The following is an 18936-nucleotide window of genomic DNA, read 5'->3' on the forward strand; positions in this document are numbered from 1 at the left end:
CCCTGCCGCCGGACACCGTTTATGTGTACATTTGTACGCATAGCCCGATGGATGGAGATTTCGTGGAAGACTACTTTGCCGGCGATGACCGGTCGATGCGCGAGCGCATGCTCGCCGGCGCGCTGTACATCGCCGACGACGCCGAGCTGGCGGCGGACAGTGCCCGGGCGATGGAGCTTGCGGAACGGTACAACAGCAGCTGGGCCACGGACCGCCCGGCCGCCGTCCAGGTGCTGGCGGAGCTGCTGGGCTCCCTTGGCGAGGACTCTGAAATCCGCCCGCCCCTGTATGTGGACTACGGCAGCTATCTGAGCATCGGTGACCGCACGTTCATCAACTTCAACTTCACCGCCCTGGACGTCGCCCCCATCACCATCGGCGACGATGTCCAGATCGGCCCGGGCGTGCAGCTGCTCACCCCCACGCACCCGGTCGAACCTGGGCCACGCCGGGACAAGCTGGAGGCCGCGGAACCCATCAGCATTGGGAACAATGTGTGGCTCGGCGGCGGGGTCATCGTGCTGCCCGGCGTCAGCATTGGCGAGAACACCGTCGTCGGCGCCGGTGCCGTGGTCACCAGGGATCTGCCGGCCAACGTCGTCGCGGTGGGCAATCCGGCCCGCGTCATCCGCACGCTGTGACGGCCAAGGACGCGGCACCGGGACAGTCCAGGGCCCGCCGCAGCGACCCGGACCGCAGGGAACGGATCATCGCCGTCGCGCTGGATGTCATCGCCGAACACGGCATCGCCGGCACCACGCACCGCAGGGTGGCCCAGGCGGCAGACGTCCCGCTGGGGTCCATGACCTACCACTTCAAGGGCATCGAGGACTTGCTGGCCGCGGCCTTCACTCTTCTGGCCAACCAGACGGCTGACGGTTTTGAAGCTGCCCTGTCCGCCGCCGCCACCCGTGAGGAGGCCGTGGACGCCGTCGTCGGACTCATCACCTCCGAGATGCTGGGCAACGACCGTGCGGTGGTGCTCACCCACGAGCTGTACTCCCTGGCCGCCCGGCGCCCCGACATGCGCCGGGTCACCGATGCGTGGATGGCCCGCAGCCGCGACGCCCTGCAGCGCCACTTCGATCCGGAGACGGCCACCATGGTCGATGCCCTCATCGAAGGCCTCACCATCCACCGCTCGCTTGCCCTCAATCCCCTGTCCACGCAAACGGTCGTCGAGGCCGTGAAGAGAATCGCGACCATCCCATGAGCAGCCCCCTGACGACCGGCAACGCGCCCGCGCCCGCATCCACCCCGGCAGTCCCGGACACACTGCGCCGTGCGCGCCTCGGCGTGGCCCTGCTGTTCCTGACCAATGGCGCGCTCTTTGCCAACCTGCTCCCCCGCTACCCGGCGATCAAGGAGGGGCTGGCCCTGTCCAACGCCGAGTTTGGCCTGGCCGTGGCGGCCTTCCCGCTGGGCGCCTTGCTGGCCGGATTGGCCGCGGGCGTGCTGATCCGCCGCTTCCGCTCCGCCGTGGTGGCAGTGGCCGGCACGCTGCTCACCAGCCTGGGGCTGCTGGCCGCGGGGCTGGCGCCCAGCTGGGCCCTGCTGGCTGCGGCGCTGTTCCTGGCCGGTGCCATGGACGCGCTGACCGACGTCGCCCAGAACTCCCACGCGCTGCGCGTCCAACGCCTCTACAGGCGCTCCATCCTCAATTCCTTCCACGCCATCTGGAGCATCGGTGCCGTGCTCGGAGGCCTCATGGGCGCCGCAGCAGCCGGCCTGGATCTGTCCCGGGGTGTACATATGGGGATTGCTGCGGCCCTGTTCGCCGCCGTCGCGCTGGTGGCCTACCGGTTCCTGCTCCCCGGGTCGGATGCCCCGCAGGGGAATGCCGGTGCCGCCGTCGAAATACCTGGAACGGTCGAGGGCCAAGCGGCCCACGGCGTCCTGCAGCCGGCGCGCACGCTGGGCTCCGCCACCCGCTGGGCCGTGCTGGCCGCCCTGGTGCTGCTGGCCGCCTCCGGCGCCCTGGTCGAGGATGCGGGCAGCTCCTGGTCCGCCGTCTACCTCTCCACGACCCTCGGCGCCACGGCGTCCGTCGCAGCCCTGGGGTTCGTGGCCCTGACCGGAGCCCAGTTCGCCGGCCGCCTGGTGGGCGACAGGCTGGTGGACCGCTTCGGCCAGCGCGCCGTCGCCCAGGCCGGCGGCATCCTGGTGGTGCTGGGCATGGGCACTGCGCTGCTGATGCCCAGCATTCCCGCGACCATCATCGGCTTCGGCGCGGCCGGGCTGGGCGTGGCCACGCTGGTCCCCGCGGCCATGCACGCCGCCGATGAACTGCCCGGCCTCAAGCCGGGTACGGGTCTGACCGTAGTGAGCTGGCTGATGCGCCTGGGCTTCCTGCTCTCCCCGCCGATCGTGGGCGCCGTGGCCGATGCCACCAACCTGCAGACCGGACTGCTGGTGGTTCCACTGGCCGGCGTGATGGTGCTCCTGCTCTCCCCCGTGCTGGCCGGACGCAAGCGCTGATCTCCACCCACGGGCCGATCCGCCGGAGGGTGAATCCGGCATAGAGTCGTTGGAATGGTGATGCATTCCCTCTACGAATGGTTCCGGCGGCACCGCTTCGCCGTGGACTTCGCGGCCATGTCCGTGCTCTGGCTGCTGGCCGCCGGCTTTGCCCTGGCCAGCGGCGACGTCGTTGCCGGCGTCGTGGGCACGCTGCTGGTGGTTCCGCTGGCGTGGCGGCGCACCCGGCCGACCATGGCCGGGATCATCATCGCCGCCGTCGCCCTGTTCCAGTGGGGCACGGGGATCCAGCCGCTGCCAGCCGATGTCGCCGTCGTGCTGGTGGTCTACGCCCTGGCCGCCTACGGTCCGCGCTGGGCCAGCATCGGCGGGCTTGCGCTGGCGCTGCTTGGGGCCATCCTGCTGGTCACCCGCTTCTACACCGACATGACCATGGAGACGATCGCCAGCCTGCCCTACGCCGCGCTGCTGGTGGTGATGCTGTGGTTCCTGGTCCTCTTTGCCTGGACGCTGGGCGATCTGACCCGCACCCGGCGGCTGCGCGAGGAGGCGCTGGAGGGACGGGCGCACCGGCTGGAGATCGAGCAGCAGCAGGAGCGCGCCCTGGCCGCCTCCGATGAACGCGCCCACATTGCCCGGGAAATGCACGACATCGTGGCCCACTCACTGTCCGTCATCATCACCCAGGCCGACGGCGCCCGCTACGCCGCCGCCGCCGATCCCGAGGTCGCCATCACCACGCTGAAGACCATCTCCGACACCGGGCGCAGCTCGCTGCAGGAGATGCGCCGGCTGCTGGGCGTGCTGCGCGGTGCCGACGAGGCCTCCACCCGCCCACTGCCGGGACTGGGCGACATCGACGAGCTGTTGCTGAGCGTCCGCGCCCTGGGCTTGGACGTGGCGTACGCGGTGGGAGGTGCGGCACGACGGCGGCTGCCGGCCGGTGCCGAACTGACCGTCTACCGGGTGGTCCAGGAGGGGCTGACCAATGTGCTCAAACATGCCGGACCGAACGCCACCGCCAGCGTGGCCCTGGACTGGAACGGCCGCGGGCTGCGCGTGTCTGTCGAGGACGACGGCCGCGGCGCCGCGGCCTACCCACTGGACAGCAAACCCGTGCCCGGCGGCGGCAACGGCCTGCGCGGCATGAGCGAACGCGTCAAGCTCTACGATGGTGAACTGCACGCCAAACCACGCGCCGGCGGCGGGTTCGCCGTCGCCGCCTTCATTCCCTACTCGGAAGCCTGAGATGAGCCTTTCCCCCAGCACCGACCCCGTCCAGCCCATCCGCGTGGCACTCGTGGACGACCAGCAACTGGTCCGCCACGGCTTCAGCATGCTCATCAACAGCCAGAGCGACCTGTCGGTGGTGGCGCAGGCCGGCAACGGCATCGAGGCGCTGGCCGCGCTCGCCGGCACGGCCGCCGATGTGGTGCTCATGGACGTGCGGATGCCTGGCATGGACGGCATCGAAACCACGCGCCGGCTGATGGAACGCACGCGCAGTGCCGTCCCCGGATCCTGGCTGGCGGAGCTGAAGATCGTGGTGCTCACCACCTTTGATCTGGATGAGTACGCCCTGGCAGCCATCCAGGCCGGTGCCAGCGGCTTCCTGCTCAAGGATGCCCCGCCGGAGGAGCTGCTGGAGGCCATCCGCACCGTGCACCGCGGCGACGCCGTCATCGCCCCCTCCACCACGCGGCGGCTGCTGGACCATGTGGCGCCGCTGCTCACGGCGCCCAGCCCCGCCAAGGACGCCCACGCCGCAGCTGTGGAGAGCCTGACCGCCCGCGAGCGCGAGGTCTTCGGCCTGATTGCCCAGGGCCTGTCCAACCCGGAGATCGCCGCGGCGCTCTTTGTCTCCGAGGCCACCGTGAAGACGCATGTGGGCCACATTCTGGCCAAACTCGGCGCCCGCGACAGGGTCCAGGTGGTGGTCATCGCCTACGAGACCGGCGTCGTCAGCCCCAGCTGAGGGACTGGGCTGAGGCCCGGCTCATCCCCAGGTAGGAGATCCGCCGCCCGGCAGCACCGTTGAATCCACCCCTGAGCCGATCCGCCGGACCGGAGTGCGCACATAGCGTGGAACCATGATCACTTCCACTACGCACACTTCGAGAATCCAGACCCAGGACGCGGTTACAGCCCGGGGGCTTCGCAAGACCTATGGAAAGGGCGAGACGGAGGTGGCTGCCCTGAAGGGCATCGACATTTCCTTCCCCGCCGGAAAATTCACGGCCATCATGGGTCCGTCCGGCTCGGGCAAATCCACCCTCATGCACTGCCTGGCCGGGCTGGACACGGCCACCGCCGGCACCATCCACATCGGCGGCACCGAGATCACCACGCTCAATGACAAGGCGCTCACCCAGCTGCGCCGCGATCAGATCGGTTTCGTTTTCCAGGCCTTCAATCTGGTCCCCACGCTGACGGCCGGGGCCAACATCACTCTGCCCGTCCAGCTCGCCGCGGGCACCGTGGACAAGGAGTGGTTCGATTTCATCACCACCACCCTGGGCCTGACGGACCGGCTGGCCCACAAGCCGCACGAGCTCTCCGGCGGCCAGCAGCAGCGTGTGGCAGTGGCCCGCGCCCTGCTGACGCGCCCGCAGGTGATCTTCGGCGATGAGCCCACCGGCAATCTGGACTCGCGCTCCGGCGCGGAGGTTCTGGGCATGCTGCGCCGCAGCACCCAGGAAATGGGCCAGAGCATCATCATGGTCACCCACGATCCCGTGGCCGCCTCCTATGCGGACCGCGTGGTGTTGATGAGTGACGGCGAACTGGTGGGCGAGCTGGACAACCCCACCGCCGATTCGGTGCTGGCCGCCCTGTCCAAGCTGGGGGCGTAGCCGTGCTGACAGTAGCCCTGGGGCAGCTCAAAACCCATTCCCGGCGGTTCATCGCCATCGCGCTGGCCGTCATTTTGGCCGTGGCCTTCCTGACCGCCACCCTCACCGTCAACGCCTCGGCGCAGGCCTCGCTGCGGGCCAGCATCGGCCAGTCCTTTGGCACGGCAGACCTGGTGGTCTCCCCCACCGATGGCAGCCCGCTGGACCGCAGGGCGGCCGACGCGGTTGCCGGTGCCGCCGGCGTCCAGGGCACCTACGCCCAGGAGTTGGCGTACGTCCAGGCCGGCACGGGAAGCGCCGTCGTCTCCGGTCTCGTGCGCAACATGCCCGCCAGCGACGCCCTGCAGAGCGACAAGCTCGAATCAGGCGCCTGGCCCACGGCGGCCGGGCAGATCGCCGTCGACTCCGCCACGGCCGCCCGCAACAAGCTCGCCGTGGGCAGCACCATCTCGCTGCGCGCCGCTGGAGCGCCCGGGGCCGGGCAGACCCCGGCCGTGTCCGCCGTCGTCAGCGGCCTGCTGGCCGCCACGAGCGACCCGATGATGTCCAGCCAGTCACAATTCCTCGCCCCGGCGGACATGGTTGCGCAGCTGGCCGGAGGCCCCGCCGCCTTCAACCGGATCACCGTCGACCTGGCCCACGGCACGGATGTGGCAGCAGCCAAGACCGCCATCACCACAGCGCTTGCGGCCGCCGGCACCACCACGGCCTCCGTGCTGACCGCCGATGAGCGGACCAAAGAGCTGGTGAGCAGCTTCACCGGCGGCTCGGACCATTTGACGATCGTGCTGCTGGCCTTTGCCGCCATCGCCCTGCTGGTGTCCGCCCTGGTGGTCTCCAACACCTTTTCCGTGCTGGTGGCCCAGCGGACCCGCGAACTGGCACTGCTGCGCTGCGTGGGCGCTGACCGCCGCCAGATCCACCGATCGGTGCTGCTGGAGGCTCTTGTGGTGGGCACTGTGGCCTCGATTGCCGGTGTGGCTCTTGCCGCCGGTGGCATGTCCATCCTGATCGCCGTGCTCGCCCAGAACCCCGCCTATGGCTTCGCCACGCTGGCCGTGCCGCCGGCGGCGGTTCTCACCGGCCTGCTGGTGGGCATCGCCCTGACGGTGCTGGCCGCGCTGGCCCCCGCCCGCGCCGCCACCGCCGTCGCCCCTCTGGCCGCCCTGCGTCCGGCCGACGACGCCTCGCTGAAGAACTCCCGCGGCCAGGTCCGCCTGGTCTGCGGCGTCGTCCTCATGCTGCTGGGCACGGTGGGGCTGGTGGTGGGTGGCCTCACCTCGCAGCTGCTGGTGGCACTTCCCTCCGGCGCGGCATCGTTCGTCGGCTTCCTGATGGCAGCCAGCCTGTTCATCCCCCGGGTGGTGGCAGCGGCCGGAAAGCTGGCCTCACCCGCCGGCGTCCCCGGCAGGCTGGCCGCCGTCAATGCTGTGCGCAACCCCGGCCGGACCACCGCCACGGCGTCGGCCCTGCTGATCGGCGTCACGCTGGTGACCATGATGATGACCGGTGCAGCCACGGCGCGCACGGCCTTCGATTCCTCCCTGGACGGCAGGTACCCGGTGGACGTGGCGGTCACGGCCAATCCAGGGCCCGACGGCGCCGCCGGGTTCACGCCGGCCCAGCTGGACGCCGTGCGAGCCCTGGGCGGAGTCCGCGCGGTGGGCCAACTGTCGGTAGTGGGCTCGGTGGAGCAGTCCGGCTACCCGCAGACCGTCTATGGGATCTCCGACGCCGATGCCGCGGCCCTGCTGGTGAACGCCGGGAACCGGCCCACGCACGGAACGCTCCTGATGCCCAAGGGCACCAAGGCAACCTCCCTGGGCGTCTCCGCCGGCTCCGCCACAACCACGCTGCCCGTGGCGACGGCCACCAGCGGCGAGTTCCCGGCCCTGGTGTCATTGGACACGCTGCCCGCTTTGGCCCCCGGCAGCACCTCCTCCGAGGTTGCCGACGCCCCCACCCTGTGGGTTGGCCTAAACCCCGACATCAGCCAGGGCGATCTTCTTGGCCTGCGCCAGCAGATTTCCTCGGCCCTGGGTGTGAATGAATACCAGGTGCAGGGCGGCGCCATTGAAAAGGCCACGTTCAACCAGGTGATCGATGTACTTCTCATGGTGGTCACTGGCCTGCTGGCCATCGCGGTGCTGATCGCACTGATCGGCGTGGCCAACACGCTCTCGCTGTCGGTGCTGGAGCGGACCCGGGAGAATTCGCTGCTGCGGGCCCTCGGCCTGACCCGCGGCCAGCTGCGGGGAATGCTGGCCCTGGAGGCGGTGCTGATCGCCGCCGTGGCAGCCATTCTGGGCTCCGTCCTGGGCGTGGTCTACGGCTGGGTGGGTGCGCAGTCCGCCCTGGGCTCCTTCGCCGCCGTCACGGCCACCATCCCGTGGGCCCAGATCGGCCTGGTGGTAGGGGTTGCCGCAGTGGCCGGCCTGCTGGCCTCGGTGGTGCCCGCACACCGCGCCGCACGCCTCTCCCCCGTGGCCGGCCTGGCCGCGGAGTAGGGACCGGGGGTTCAAATCCCCCCGTCCCTCGAATCGACCCAGCAGTTGTGGCGGCTTCAGTTCAACCCAAGCCGCCACAACTGCTGGGTCGATTCTTGTGGGCGGTGGCATCACCCTGGCCAGCCGCGGGAGGAGAGCGCTTGGATGAAATGCCCGGCCACCCACTGCTCACCAAGACGCATGTCCGCGTTGAAGATTTTGACTTGCAGCCAGCCTCGCTCGGCCGTCAGGGCATCCCGCCGCCGATCGAACGCTTGCTGCTTGGGCGTTGCGTGATGGCCGCCTTCATATTCACCACACACTCTGTATTTGCTGCAGCCCAGGTCCGCCCAGACTGTGTCTCCACCGGATTCAGCCATCACGGGAAAGTCGGGAACAAACTCGGGCAGGCCTGCACGAGCGAGGATGAGGCGCATCTTGGTCTCTGGAACCGAGTCAACGCCCACGCGCACCAGCTCCAATGCCGTCCGGGCCTTGGCCAATCCCCGCACGCCGCGGGCACTGGCAACATAGTCCCGAAGCTCGGGCAGCGGCAGCCGAGCCTCCCGGTCCGTTCTGTCACCGTGCCGATGCTCACACACCAGATGGTCCGCCGCCGCAACCAGGTCGTCCAATGCCAGCCATGGTGCAAGATCCAACCACGTTCTGGCCAGTGCCGTGGCAGGGACCCCGCCCACCAGCGTCCTATCCTCCTGGTCCAGAGAAGCCTGGTGCCCGGCAACGCCGCGCCGCCGGGGCTGAGGTCCGTTGTCAGCGGGGGTCAGATGGAGCTGCGCGGTCCGCCGGGCCCAGCCCGGAAGGGGAATCCCGTGCAGCAGTGCCGCAGTGGTGTGGCTGGCGACGACGTCGGTGCCCAATTGGGTGTAGGGCCGCACCCTGTCGGCCATCGTCTGCTCCACCCCCGCCGGAACGCGTATCGCGCGGCTTGGCGATCGAAGATCCCGGGCCCGGATCCGGCTGCGCCGCACGCCCAACAGGCGGGCCTGCTCAACGGTGAACGATCTCCCGTTGATCGGTTCCGGAAGGGGCGAAGTCCTGGGCATGCTGCCATTGTGGACCGTTCCGGCTTGGGCTGCAGACGTTGTCCACAGGATGCAAAAAATCGACCCAGCAGCAGTGGCGGCTTCAGTTCAAGCGAAGCCGCCACTGCTGCTGGGTCGATCCAGGGGACAGCGAAACTCCCGGGGCCTAGGCCTCGGCGGGCTCCTCGTACTTGGGGAAGATCGGCGTCGGAGCGGGCAGCGCCGTGCCCGGAACCAGGGCGGTGCCGAAGTCGGTGAACTGGCGGGTGCCGGCATCCTGGCCGAGCACATCCAGCAGCTTCGCGGCGGCACCGGGCATCACCGGCTGCACCAGCAGGGACACCATGCGCAGCACCTCGAGGGTCACGTACAGCACGGTCTCCATGCGGGCCAGGTCCGTCTTGCGCAGCACCCACGGCGCCTGGTCGGCGAAGTAGGCGTTGGTGTCGCCCAGCACTGTCCAGATCTGCTCCAGCGAGCGGTGGAAGTCCTGCTTGGCGTATGCGGTCCGTGAGAGCTCCAGCAGCGCGCCGGCGGCCTCAAGGATCGTCTTGTCCGCCACCGTCAGCTCACCCGGAGTGGGCACAGCAGCGCCGCAGTTCTTGGCCACCATGGACAGCGACCGCTGGGCCAGGTTGCCCAGGTTGTTGGCCAGGTCGGAGTTCATCCGGCCGACGACGGCGTCGTGGTTGTAGGAGCCGTCGGCACCGAAGGGCACCTCGCGCAACAGGAAGAAACGCACCTGGTCCAGGCCGTACTGCGCAACCCAGTCGGCAGGGGCGACGACATTGCCCAGGGACTTGGACATCTTGACGCCGTTGTTGTGCAGGAAGCCGTGGATCATCACACGCTTGGGCAGTTCCAGCCCGGCGGACATGAGGAATGCGGGCCAGTACACGGCGTGGAAGCGGGAGATGTCCTTGCCGATCACGTGGACGTCGGCCGGCCAGAACTTCTTGAAGCTCGCGGCCTCGGTGTCCGGGTAGCCCACGCCGGTGAGGTAGTTGGTCAGGGCATCGACCCACACGTACATGACGTGCTTGTCGTTGCCAGGGACCGGAACGCCCCAGTCGAAGGTGGTGCGGGAGATGGAGAGGTCCTCGAGGCCGCCCTTGACGAAGCTGATGACCTCGTTGAAGCGGCTGCGCGGCGCGCCGAAGTCCGGGTGCTCCTCGTAGAGCGCCAGCAGCTTGTCCTGGTAGTTGGAGAGGCGGAAGAAGTAGCTCTCCTCCTCCGTCCAGGTCAGCTCGGTGTCGGTGACCTTGGAGTAGCGCTTGCCGTCCGCGCGCTCCTCGGTCTCATCCTCGCCATAGAAGGCCTCGTCGCGGACGGAGTACCAGCCCTCGTACTTGCCGAGGTAGATGTCGCCGGCCTCTTCCATCTTGGTCCAGATGGCCTTCGAGGCGGCGTAGTGGTCGGCGTCGGTGGTGCGGATGAAGCGGTCGTAGGAGATGTCCAGGGCGGCGTGGGCGGCCTTGTAGACCTCCGCGTTGCGGTCCACGAGCTCCTTGGGCGTGATGCCTTCCTTCTCGGCCGTCTGGGCAATTTTCATGCCGTGCTCGTCCGTGCCGGTCAAGAACATCACGTCGTGCCCGTCCAACCGCATGAAGCGGGCCATTGCGTCGGTGGCAATGTACTCGTAGGCGTGGCCGATGTGGGGCACGCCGTTGGGGTAGGTGATGGCCGTGGTGATGTAGAAAGGCGTCTTGCCTGCAGAAGATGTCACCTTAAGAAATTACCCCGTCCGCGCCACAAACGCGCATTTCAGTGGTTAAACGACGACGACGGCCCCGTTGTGGCGGGGTCGCCGTCGTCGTTCCAAGACTGAAGGGTTAGTCCTCCAGGTCGACCTCGCGGGCCATGGTGGCGCCGATTTCGGCCTTGATGGCATCCAGCACGGCCTGCGGCACGGAGCTGTCCACGGTCAGCAGGGACAGTGCCTGGCCGCCGACGGTGTTGCGGGCAACCTGCATGCCGGCGATGTTGATGCCGTTCTCGCCCAGCAGGCGGCCGAGCGTACCGATGACGCCGGGACGGTCCGCGTAGGAGATGACCAGCAGGTGGTCGCTGACGGGGATCTCGAGGTCGTAGCCATTGACGGCCACAATCTTCTGGATCTGCTTCGGGCCGGTCAACGTACCGGAGACGGACACCGTCGAGCCATCGGACAGGGCGCCGCGCACGGTGAGCACGTTGCGGTAGTCGGCAGACTCGGTGGTCTTGATCAGGCGGGTGTTGATGCCGCGCTGCTCGGCCAGGATCGGCGCGTTGACGTAGGAGACCTGCTCGGAGACAACGTCCTTGAAGACACCCTTCAGGGCGGAGAGCTCCAGGGCCTTGACGTCCAGGGCGGCAATCTCGCCGGCAACCTCGACGTCGATCTGGGTGACGGAGTCGTGGGTCAGCGCGGTGAAGATCCGGCCCAGCTTCTCGATCAGCGGGATGCCCGGGCGGACGTCGGTGGCGATGACGCCGCCGGCAACGTTCACGGCGTCGGGGACCAGCTCGCCGGCCAGGGCCAGACGCACGGACTTGGCGACGGAGACGCCGGCCTTTTCCTGGGCCTCGTCGGTGGAGGCACCCAGGTGCGGGGTGGCAACAACGTTGTCCAGGGCCAGGAAGGCAACATCCTTCGCCGGCTCCTTGACGAAGACGTCGATGCCGGCGCCAGCGATCTCACCGGTGGTCAGGGCCGTGTACAGCGCATCCTCGTCCACCAGGCCACCACGGGCAACGTTGATGATGTAGGCGGAGGACTTCATCTTCTTGAAGGCCTCGGTGCCGATCATGCCGACCGTCTCGGGGGTCTTGGGCATGTGGATGGTGATGAAGTCGCTCTGCTCCAGCAGCTCGTCCAGGGTGACCAACTTCACGCCCAATTGCGCTGCGCGCGCGGATGTTACGTAGGGGTCGTACGCCAGGATTTCCATTTCGAAGCCCTGGGCGCGGGCGGCGATCAGGGCGCCGATGCGGCCCAGGCCGATGATGCCAAGCTTCTTCTCCAGCAGTTCGGTGCCGGTGTACTTGGAGCGCTTCCACTCGCCGTGCTTCAGGGCGGTGCTGGCGGCCGGGATGTGGCGGGCCAGGGAGAGGATGTGGCCGACGGTGAGTTCGGCGGCGGAGACAATGTTGGACGTCGGGGCGTTGACCACCATGACGCCGGCCTGCGTGGCGGCCTTGATGTCAACGTTGTCCAGGCCAACGCCTGCACGAGCAATGACCTTCAGGTTCTTGGCGGCGGCAATGGCCTCGGCGTCGACCTGCGTGGCGGAGCGCACGAGGATGGCGTCGACGTCCACGATGGCGGAGAGCAGCTGGGATCGGTCCGCTCCGTCGCAATTGCGGATCTCAAAATCGGGGCCGAGGGCCTCGATCGTGGCGGGGGAAAGTTCCTCTGCAAGGAGTACAACTGGCTTGGCGGTTGTCACCGGTGACCTCTTTAGCTCTCGTTTAATTCTGGTGGGGATTTTGGTGAATGGTTTTCGACAGAAAAGCCGGACTCCAGCCTAGTGGAGTCCGGCTTCCCCGCCGTAAAAGAAGACCTACGACGACGGCGCCCCCAAGTGCCGTCAACGCTGGGCCCACGCTTGCCAGGTTCCCGAAAAATCGCGCCAGCGATTTTCCGGGCCGGCAAGTGGGGATTAGCGGGCGACGGAGCCTTCGGTGTAGTCGTCGCTGTTGCTGATCCAGGAGAACAGCTTGCGCAGTTCGCGGCCGGTGGCCTCGATCGGGTGGGCTTCGCCCTTGGCGCGCAGGGCCAGGAACTCGGGGGCTCCGGCATCCTGGTCGTCGATGAAGCGCTTGGCGAAGGCACCACTCTGGATGTCGGCGAGAACAGCCTTCATGTTCTCCTTGACGTCCGGGGTGATGACGCGCGGGCCGGAGACGTAGTCGCCGTACTCAGCGGTGTCGGAGACGCTCCAGCGCTGCTTGGCAATGCCGCCCTCCCACATCAGGTCAACGATGAGCTTGAGCTCGTGCAGGACCTCGAAGTAGGCGATCTCCGGCTTGTAGCCGGCTTCGGTCAGGGTCTCGAAGCCGTACTGGACCAGCTGCGAAGCGCCGCCGCAGAGCACAGCCTGCTCGCCGAACAGGTCGGTCTCGGTCTCTTCGGTGAAGGTGGTCTCGATGACGCCGGCACGGGTGCCGCCGATGGCCTTGGCGTAGGCCAGTGCCAGTTCCTTGGCGCCGCCGGTGAAGTCCTGCTCGATGGCGATCAGGTCCGGGATGCCTCGGCCGGCTTCGAATTCGCGGCGCACGGTGTGGCCCGGAGCCTTCGGGGCAACCAGGGCGACGTCGACGTCGGCCGGCGGGGTGATGTAGCCGAAGCGGATGTTGAAGCCGTGGCCGAAGAACAGGGCGTCGCCCGACTTCAGGTTCGGGGCGATGTCCTCGGCGTAGACGAAGCGCTGGACCTGGTCCGGGGTCAGGATCATGATCAGGTCGGCTTCGGCCGTAGCCTCGGCAACGCTGAGGACGCGCAGGCCCTCGGCCTCGGCCTTGGCGCGGGACTTGGAGCCTTCCTTCAGGCCGACGCGGACGTCGACGCCGGAATCGCGCAGGTTCAGCGCGTGGGCGTGGCCCTGGCTGCCGTAGCCGATAACGGCGACCTTGCGACCCTGGATGATGGACAGGTCGGCATCGTCGTCGTAAAACATGTCGGTCACTTGTAACTCCTCATTAAATGGTTTGTACTGCTAAGTTTTTGCATTTAGTTTTCCCACCCACCGCACGGGCCGTGGATACTGCGGGAAAGCGCTTAGGAAGCGCGAAGTGCCCGGTCGCTCATGGAACGGGATCCCCGTCCAATGGCCAAGGTGCCGGATTGCACAATCTCACGAACGCCGAACGGCTCCAGCACATTGAGCAGTGCTGTGAGCTTCTCCGGGTGGCCGGTGGCTTCAATGGTCAACGAGTCTGTGGACACGTCGACAACCGAAGCACGGAACAGGTCTGCGGCTTGGGTGACCTGCAGCCTTGTTGCGGCGTCCGCACGTACCTTGACCAGGATGTGGTCCCGTTGCACGGAATTTTCTGAGACCAGTTCAACAATCTTGATCACATTGATCAACTTGTTGAGCTGTTTGGTGACCTGTTCGATCAGGTCGCCCTCGGCGTCGACCACCACGGTCATCCGGGAAATCCCGGGGACCTCGGTGGGGCCAACGGCCAAAGAATTAATGTTGAAGGCGCGGCGGGCAAAGAGGCTGGCCACACGGGTCAGCACACCGGGCTTGTCTTCAACCAGAACGGAAAGTGTATGCCGCGTCATGTCTAGTCCTCCTCGTCCCACACCGGAGTCATGTTCCGGGCTACCTGAATCTGGTCATTGCTCACACCGGCGGGCACCATCGGCCACACCATCGAGTCGGGGCTGACGACGAAGTCGATCACCACGGGGCGGTCATTGATGGCCAGGGCGGCCTCAATGGTCGCGTCCAGGTCCTCGGCACGCTCGCAGCGCAGACCGACGCAGCCGTACGCGTCGGCCATCTTGACGAAGTCCGGAATGCGGACGGTGTCATGGCCGGTGTTCAGGTCCGTGTTGGAGTAGCGGCCCTCGTAGAAGAGGGTCTGCCACTGGCGGACCATGCCCAGGGAGGAGTTGTTGATGATGGCAACCTTGATCGGAATGTTGTTCAAGGCGCAGGTGGCCAGTTCCTGGTTGGTCATCTGGAAGCAGCCGTCGCCGTCGATGGCCCAGACCACGCGGTCCGGGTTGCCCACCTTGGCACCCATGGCTGCGGGCACCGAGTACCCCATGGTGCCGGCACCGCCGGAGTTCAGCCAGGCGTGGGGGCGCTCGTACTTCACAAACTGCGCAGCCCACATCTGGTGCTGGCCCACGCCGGCAACGTAGACGCCCTCGGGGCCTGTCAGGGCACCGATGCGGGAGATCACGCGCTGCGGGGACATCAGGCCGTCTTCGGGCTCTGTCCAACCCAGCGGGTAGGTTTCCTTAAGGTTGTTCAGGAAGGCCCACCAGTCGCCCAGGTCGGGGGTGCCCTTGGCCTCGAACTCGGCCTTCACGGCGGCGGTCAGGTCAGGAATGATTTCCTTGACCGAGCCAACGATCGGCACGTCCGCGATGCGGTTCTTGGAGATCTCGGCCGGATCGATGTCCGCGTGGATGACCTTGGCGTTCGGGGCAAAGGTGGACAGCACACCGGTGACGCGGTCGTCGAAGCGGGCGCCCAGGGTGATCAGCAGATCCGCCTGCTGCAGCGCGGTGACGGCGGAGACTGAACCGTGCATGCCGGGCATGCCCACGTGCTGCGGGTGCGAGTCCGGGAAGACACCGCGGGCCATCAGCGTGGTAGTGACCGGGGCACCGGTCAACTCGGCCAGTGCCATCAGTTCCTTGGAGGCATGGGCCTTGCTGACGCCGCCGCCCACGTACAGCACCGGCTTCTTGGCCTCGGCGATGAGCCGGGCCGCCTCGCGGAGCTGCTTGGAGTGGCCGCGGAACACCGGGCGGTAGCCGGGCAGGTCGATGACCGGCGGCCAGGAGAACGTCATCTGGCCCTGCTGGGCATCCTTGGCGACGTCCACCAGCACGGGGCCGGGGCGGCCGGTGGAGGCCAGGTAGAAGGCCTCCGCCATGACGTGCGGAATATCGTTGGGGTCCGTCACCAGGAAGGAGTGCTTGGTGATGGGCATGGTGATGCCCACGATGTCGGCTTCCTGGAAGGCATCGGTGCCGATGACGCCGCTGGAGACCTGTCCGGTGATGGCGACCAGGGGGACGGAGTCCATGTGGGCGTCCATGATCGGGGTGACCAGGTTGGTGGCGCCGGGGCCGGAGGTGGCGATGCAGACGCCCACCAGACCGGTGACCTGGGCGTAGCCCTGGGCGGCGTGGCCGGCGCCCTGCTCGTGGCGGACCAGGATGTGGTTCATGCTGGAGGCCATCAGCGGGTCGTAGGTGGGCAGGATTGCGCCACCGGGAAGGCCGAAGATGTCCTTGACACCGAGCTCTTCAAGCGAGCGGACAATGGCCTCGGACCCAGTCATCTGGATCGGGGCTACTACATTATTGGGACCAACAACAGCGGTGGCGCCAGTTGCTGCGGCACTGCCGGCAGCGGGGCTGGCATGGCCAGGAGACTTAGCTGCCAGCAGCGAGGGGCTGGCGGGCGATCCTTTACTCATCGGATTCTTCCTTAGTGGAACTCAGGTTCACGTATTAGTTTGTGTTCTTTAAGTTCGGGGCTCGTTCAAGTTCAGTGACGTCGTCGTTCAGGGTTCAAGTGCAAGTGAGTTGCCGCTGGTGTTGGAAACAAAAAAACCCCTCAGCCGGTGAGGCATCCGGAGGGGTTGCGCGTGAGCGTAGTTCGGTCTGGTTTGTGCCAGAGAGACGTAATCTTGTGGATTACCTTACGTCACGCGCTAGCTAATGACGACTACGAGTTTCAGTTGCATATCTGTAGTTTTCCTTTTGGGTCTCGGCAGTGTCAAACGGCCGAGCCTCCGTCTCACATATTGGACAGCAATGTCCACAACGTGGTCACCCCAGTCGAGCCCGCCGGACCCCAAGGGGTCTCGACAGGCTCGACCAGCGTTGGTGCGGCTAGCCGCAGTAGGCGCCCGTGGACGCGCTGTTGACCAGCTTGGCGTACTTGGCCAGAACACCGGTGGTGAACTTCGCCGGCAGCGGCTTCCAGCCGATCTTGCGCTCCTCGAGCTCGGCCTCATCGACCAGAAGGTCGAAGGAGCGGGCGGCGATGTCGACGCGGATCTTGTCGCCGTCCTTCACGAAGGCGATCGGTCCGCCGTCGACGGCCTCCGGTGCCACATGTCCAATGCACAGGCCCGTGGTGCCGCCGGAGAAGCGGCCGTCGGTCAGCAGCAGAACATCCTTGCCCAGGCCGGCACCCTTGATGGCGCCCGTGATGGCGAGCATCTCGCGCATGCCCGGCCCGCCCTTGGGGCCCTCGTAGCGGATGACGACGACGTCGCCGGCCTTGATCAGGCCGTTGTCCAGGGCCTCAAGCGCACCCTGCTCGCGCTCGAAGACGCGGGCGGTGCCCTCGAAGACATCGGCGTCGAAGCCGGCCGACTTCACGACGGCGCCTTCCGGAGCCATGGTGCCGTGCAGGATGGTGATGCCACCGGTCTTGTGGATCGGGTTGTCCATGGCACGCAGGATCTTGCCGTCGACGTCCGGCGGATTGATGATGGCCAGGTTCTCCGCCACGGTCTTGCCGGTGACGGTGAGGCAGTCGCCGTGCAGCAGGCCGGCGTCGAGCAGGGCCTTCATGATGACCGGCACGCCGCCGATCTTGTCGACATCGGTCATGACGTAGCGGCCGAAGGGCTTCAGGTCCCCCAGATGCGGGATCTTGTCGCCGATGCGGTTGAAGTCCGCCAGAGTCAGGTCCACGTTGGCCTCGCGGGCGATGGCCAAAAGGTGCAGCACGGCGTTGGTGGAACCACCGAAAGCCATGGTGACGGCGATGGCGTTCTCAAACGCCTTCTTGGTCATAATGTCGCGGGCGGTGATGCCCAGACGGAGCAGGTTGACGACGGCCTCGCCGGACCTGCGGGCGAAATCGTCGCGGCGGCGGTCCGCGCTGGGCGGAGCGGCGGAGCCGGGCAGGGACATGCCCAATGCCTCGCCGATGCACGCCATGGTGTTGGCGGTGTACATGCCGCCGCAGGCACCCTCGCCGGGACAGATGGCCTTTTCGATGCGCTCCAGGTCTCCCAAGCTCATCTTGCCGGCGGCGCAGGCGCCCACGGCTTCGAAGGCGTCGATCAGGGTGACTTCCTTCTCGGAGCCATCCTCCAGTTTGACCCAGCCCGGCATGATCGAGCCGGCGTAGAGGAACACGCTGGCCAGATCCAGTCGGGCCGCGGCCATCAGCATGCCCGGCAGCGACTTGTCGCAGCCGGCCAGCAGTACGGAACCGTCGATGCGTTCGGCCATCATGACAGTCTCCACGGAGTCGGCAATGACTTCGCGGGAGACGAGGGAGAAGTGCATGCCCTCATGCCCCATGGAAATGCCGTCGGAGACGGAGATGGTGCCGAACTGCATCGGGAAGCCACCGCCGGCGTGGACGCCTTCCTTGGCACCCTGGGCCAGGCGGTTGAGCGAAAGGTTGCAGGGGGTGATCTCGTTCCACGAGCTCGCCACACCGATCTGCGGCTTGGCGAAGTCGTCGTCGCCCATGCCAACGGCGCGGAACATGCCGCGCGAAGGGGCGGCATGAATGCCGTCCGTGACCACGCGGCTGCGCGGCTTGATATCTGGCTTGCCGTCGGCGGTGAACACCTTGGGCGTATTTGAACTCGTCTGTCCACTCATGGGATGAGTCTAAGACCGGCGCTGGAGACGGGGTCAACCTCTTGGGCGATTGGTTGTGTATGGGGACGGAATCGCCCTCTATTACGCAGGTGCGCGCCTGCATGACGATTGAATTTGCCACCGCGGCCCGCCAATGACCACTGCGCGGCCGTCCAAACCGGCCACCGGGAAGGGGTCGCGGCACCGCCCCGGAGGCGGCTTCGGAGCGACCTCCGGGACGGCCTCGAGGAGTCGATCCGAAGCCGATTTCACATGTCCGCAAAATCCATGTATAGTTTCATGTCGTTGCGAGGTACGGAACGGGGAAACAACCCGGGAAGAAATCCTCAAAACATGCCAAGCACTCCTAGCTCAATTGGCAGAGCAATTGACTCTTAATCAATGGGTTCCGGGTTCAAGTCCCGGGGGGTGCACTGCAAATGAAAGCCGCCCCATTCGAGTTCACGCTTGAATGGGGCGGTTTTCTTTTTGCCCTTTTCCGCTGTACTTACCCCCGCCCCGTCCCGACACTGGACGGAAAGGACGGTGCCCGACATCCGGATTTCGCCGGCACGTGACGCAGCCAACACCCCAACGGGGCAGGCATAGACTTTGAGCCCCGAAACATCGTGTATAGTTTTAGATGCGCCAAGCACTCCTAGCTCAATTGGCAGAGCAATTGACTCTTAATCAATGGGTTCCGGGTTCAAGTCCCGGGGGGTGCACTGCAAAGAAAAACCGTTCAACCAAGGCCTCGGCCGGGTTGGACGGTTTTCTTTTTGTCGTGA

Annotated in this window: 14 protein-coding genes and 2 tRNA genes; 9 read left to right on the forward strand and 7 right to left on the reverse strand. The window is 66.8% G+C overall.

Going from position 1 to position 18936, the window contains the following annotated elements; translation table 11 throughout:
* Positions 1 to 95 precede the first annotated feature (95 nt).
* From K254_RS0110290 to K254_RS0110320, 7 genes are all read left to right on the forward strand, one after another.
* Positions 96 to 641 (forward strand): sugar O-acetyltransferase, encoded by a 546-nt coding sequence (locus K254_RS0110290; RefSeq protein ID WP_231391858.1) that lies wholly within the window; start codon positions 96 to 98, stop codon positions 639 to 641.
* Positions 638 to 1213 (forward strand): TetR/AcrR family transcriptional regulator, encoded by a 576-nt coding sequence (locus K254_RS0110295; protein ID WP_026555292.1) that lies wholly within the window; start codon positions 638 to 640, stop codon positions 1211 to 1213. Before K254_RS0110290 ends, K254_RS0110295 begins: the two co-directional genes overlap by 4 nt.
* Positions 1210 to 2478: an MFS transporter gene (locus K254_RS0110300; RefSeq protein WP_051389046.1), complete on the forward strand. Its 1269-nt coding sequence runs from the start codon at positions 1210 to 1212 to the stop codon at positions 2476 to 2478. The genes K254_RS0110295 and K254_RS0110300 overlap by 4 nt, the downstream gene beginning before the upstream one ends.
* A gap of 54 nt (positions 2479 to 2532) precedes the next feature.
* Positions 2533 to 3726, forward strand: coding sequence for a sensor histidine kinase (locus K254_RS0110305; RefSeq protein WP_442853046.1), 1194 nt, complete (start codon positions 2533 to 2535; stop codon positions 3724 to 3726).
* 1 nt (position 3727) lies between these two features.
* Complete coding sequence (locus tag K254_RS0110310) at positions 3728 to 4453, forward strand: response regulator (protein WP_026555295.1); 726 nt, start codon at positions 3728 to 3730, stop codon at positions 4451 to 4453.
* Positions 4454 to 4568: 115 nt separating this feature from the next.
* Positions 4569 to 5330: an ABC transporter ATP-binding protein gene (locus K254_RS0110315; RefSeq protein ID WP_026555296.1), complete on the forward strand. Its 762-nt coding sequence runs from the start codon at positions 4569 to 4571 to the stop codon at positions 5328 to 5330.
* Positions 5331 to 5332: 2 nt separating this feature from the next.
* The gene (locus tag K254_RS0110320) at positions 5333 to 7837 is read left to right on the forward strand and encodes an ABC transporter permease (RefSeq protein WP_026555297.1); all 2505 of its coding nucleotides are present in this window, start codon (positions 5333 to 5335) and stop codon (positions 7835 to 7837) included.
* Between the two features lie 110 nt (positions 7838 to 7947).
* Here the strand turns inward: K254_RS0110320 and K254_RS24820 are convergent, their stop codons facing one another.
* The 7 genes from K254_RS24820 to ilvD all read right to left on the reverse strand — a co-directional run bounded on the left by K254_RS24820 (position 7948) and on the right by ilvD (position 18169).
* On the reverse strand, positions 7948 to 8880 hold the full coding sequence (locus tag K254_RS24820; RefSeq protein ID WP_026555298.1) for a hypothetical protein: 933 nt from the start codon (positions 8878 to 8880) through the stop codon (positions 7948 to 7950).
* A gap of 145 nt (positions 8881 to 9025) precedes the next feature.
* Entirely contained in the window at positions 9026 to 10585 is a 1560-nt protein-coding gene (gene metG / locus K254_RS0110330) for a methionine--tRNA ligase (RefSeq protein WP_026555299.1), read from the reverse strand.
* A gap of 106 nt (positions 10586 to 10691) precedes the next feature.
* The gene (serA, locus tag K254_RS0110335) at positions 10692 to 12287 is read right to left on the reverse strand and encodes a phosphoglycerate dehydrogenase (protein WP_026555300.1); all 1596 of its coding nucleotides are present in this window, start codon (positions 12285 to 12287) and stop codon (positions 10692 to 10694) included.
* Positions 12288 to 12500: 213 nt separating this feature from the next.
* Positions 12501 to 13526, reverse strand: a complete 1026-nt coding sequence (gene ilvC, locus K254_RS0110340) for a ketol-acid reductoisomerase (RefSeq protein WP_026555301.1) — start codon at positions 13524 to 13526, stop codon at positions 12501 to 12503.
* Positions 13527 to 13618: 92 nt separating this feature from the next.
* Positions 13619 to 14131, reverse strand: coding sequence for an acetolactate synthase small subunit (ilvN, locus tag K254_RS0110345; RefSeq protein WP_026555302.1), 513 nt, complete (start codon positions 14129 to 14131; stop codon positions 13619 to 13621).
* A gap of 2 nt (positions 14132 to 14133) precedes the next feature.
* A complete protein-coding gene (locus K254_RS0110350) occupies positions 14134 to 16011 on the reverse strand; it encodes an acetolactate synthase large subunit (RefSeq protein WP_026555303.1) in 1878 nt (625 codons plus the stop codon).
* A gap of 418 nt (positions 16012 to 16429) precedes the next feature.
* Entirely contained in the window at positions 16430 to 18169 is a 1740-nt protein-coding gene (gene ilvD / locus K254_RS0110355) for a dihydroxy-acid dehydratase (protein ID WP_026555304.1), read from the reverse strand.
* Positions 18170 to 18509: 340 nt separating this feature from the next.
* Here ilvD and K254_RS0110360 point away from each other — a divergent pair.
* Both K254_RS0110360 and K254_RS0110365 read left to right on the forward strand, forming a co-directional pair.
* A tRNA-Lys gene (locus K254_RS0110360) sits at positions 18510 to 18582 on the forward strand.
* A gap of 218 nt (positions 18583 to 18800) precedes the next feature.
* Positions 18801 to 18873 (forward strand) — tRNA-Lys (locus K254_RS0110365).
* The last annotated feature ends 63 nt before the right edge of the window (positions 18874 to 18936 follow it).

The organism is Arthrobacter sp. 35W (genome assembly GCF_000482545.1).
Classification (GTDB): Bacteria; Actinomycetota; Actinomycetes; order Actinomycetales; family Micrococcaceae; genus Specibacter.

Bases quoted from the DNA above. Each gene is read 5' to 3' on its own strand.
- K254_RS0110290 (WP_231391858.1), top strand. From the start codon at position 96: ATGCGCGAGCGCATGCTCGCCGGCGCGCTGTACATCGCCGACGACGCC.
- K254_RS0110300 (WP_051389046.1), top strand. From the start codon at position 1,210: ATGAGCAGCCCCCTGACGACCGGCAACGCGCCCGCGCCCGCATCCACC.
- K254_RS0110305 (WP_442853046.1), top strand. From the start codon at position 2,533: ATGGTGATGCATTCCCTCTACGAATGGTTCCGGCGGCACCGCTTCGCC.
- K254_RS0110310 (WP_026555295.1), top strand. From the start codon at position 3,728: ATGAGCCTTTCCCCCAGCACCGACCCCGTCCAGCCCATCCGCGTGGCA.
- K254_RS0110315 (WP_026555296.1), top strand. From the start codon at position 4,569: ATGATCACTTCCACTACGCACACTTCGAGAATCCAGACCCAGGACGCG.
- K254_RS24820 (WP_026555298.1), bottom strand. From the start codon at position 8,880: ATGCCCAGGACTTCGCCCCTTCCGGAACCGATCAACGGGAGATCGTTC.
- ilvN (WP_026555302.1), bottom strand. From the start codon at position 14,131: ATGACGCGGCATACACTTTCCGTTCTGGTTGAAGACAAGCCCGGTGTG.
- K254_RS0110350 (WP_026555303.1), bottom strand. From the start codon at position 16,011: ATGAGTAAAGGATCGCCCGCCAGCCCCTCGCTGCTGGCAGCTAAGTCT.
- ilvD (WP_026555304.1), bottom strand. From the start codon at position 18,169: ATGAGTGGACAGACGAGTTCAAATACGCCCAAGGTGTTCACCGCCGAC.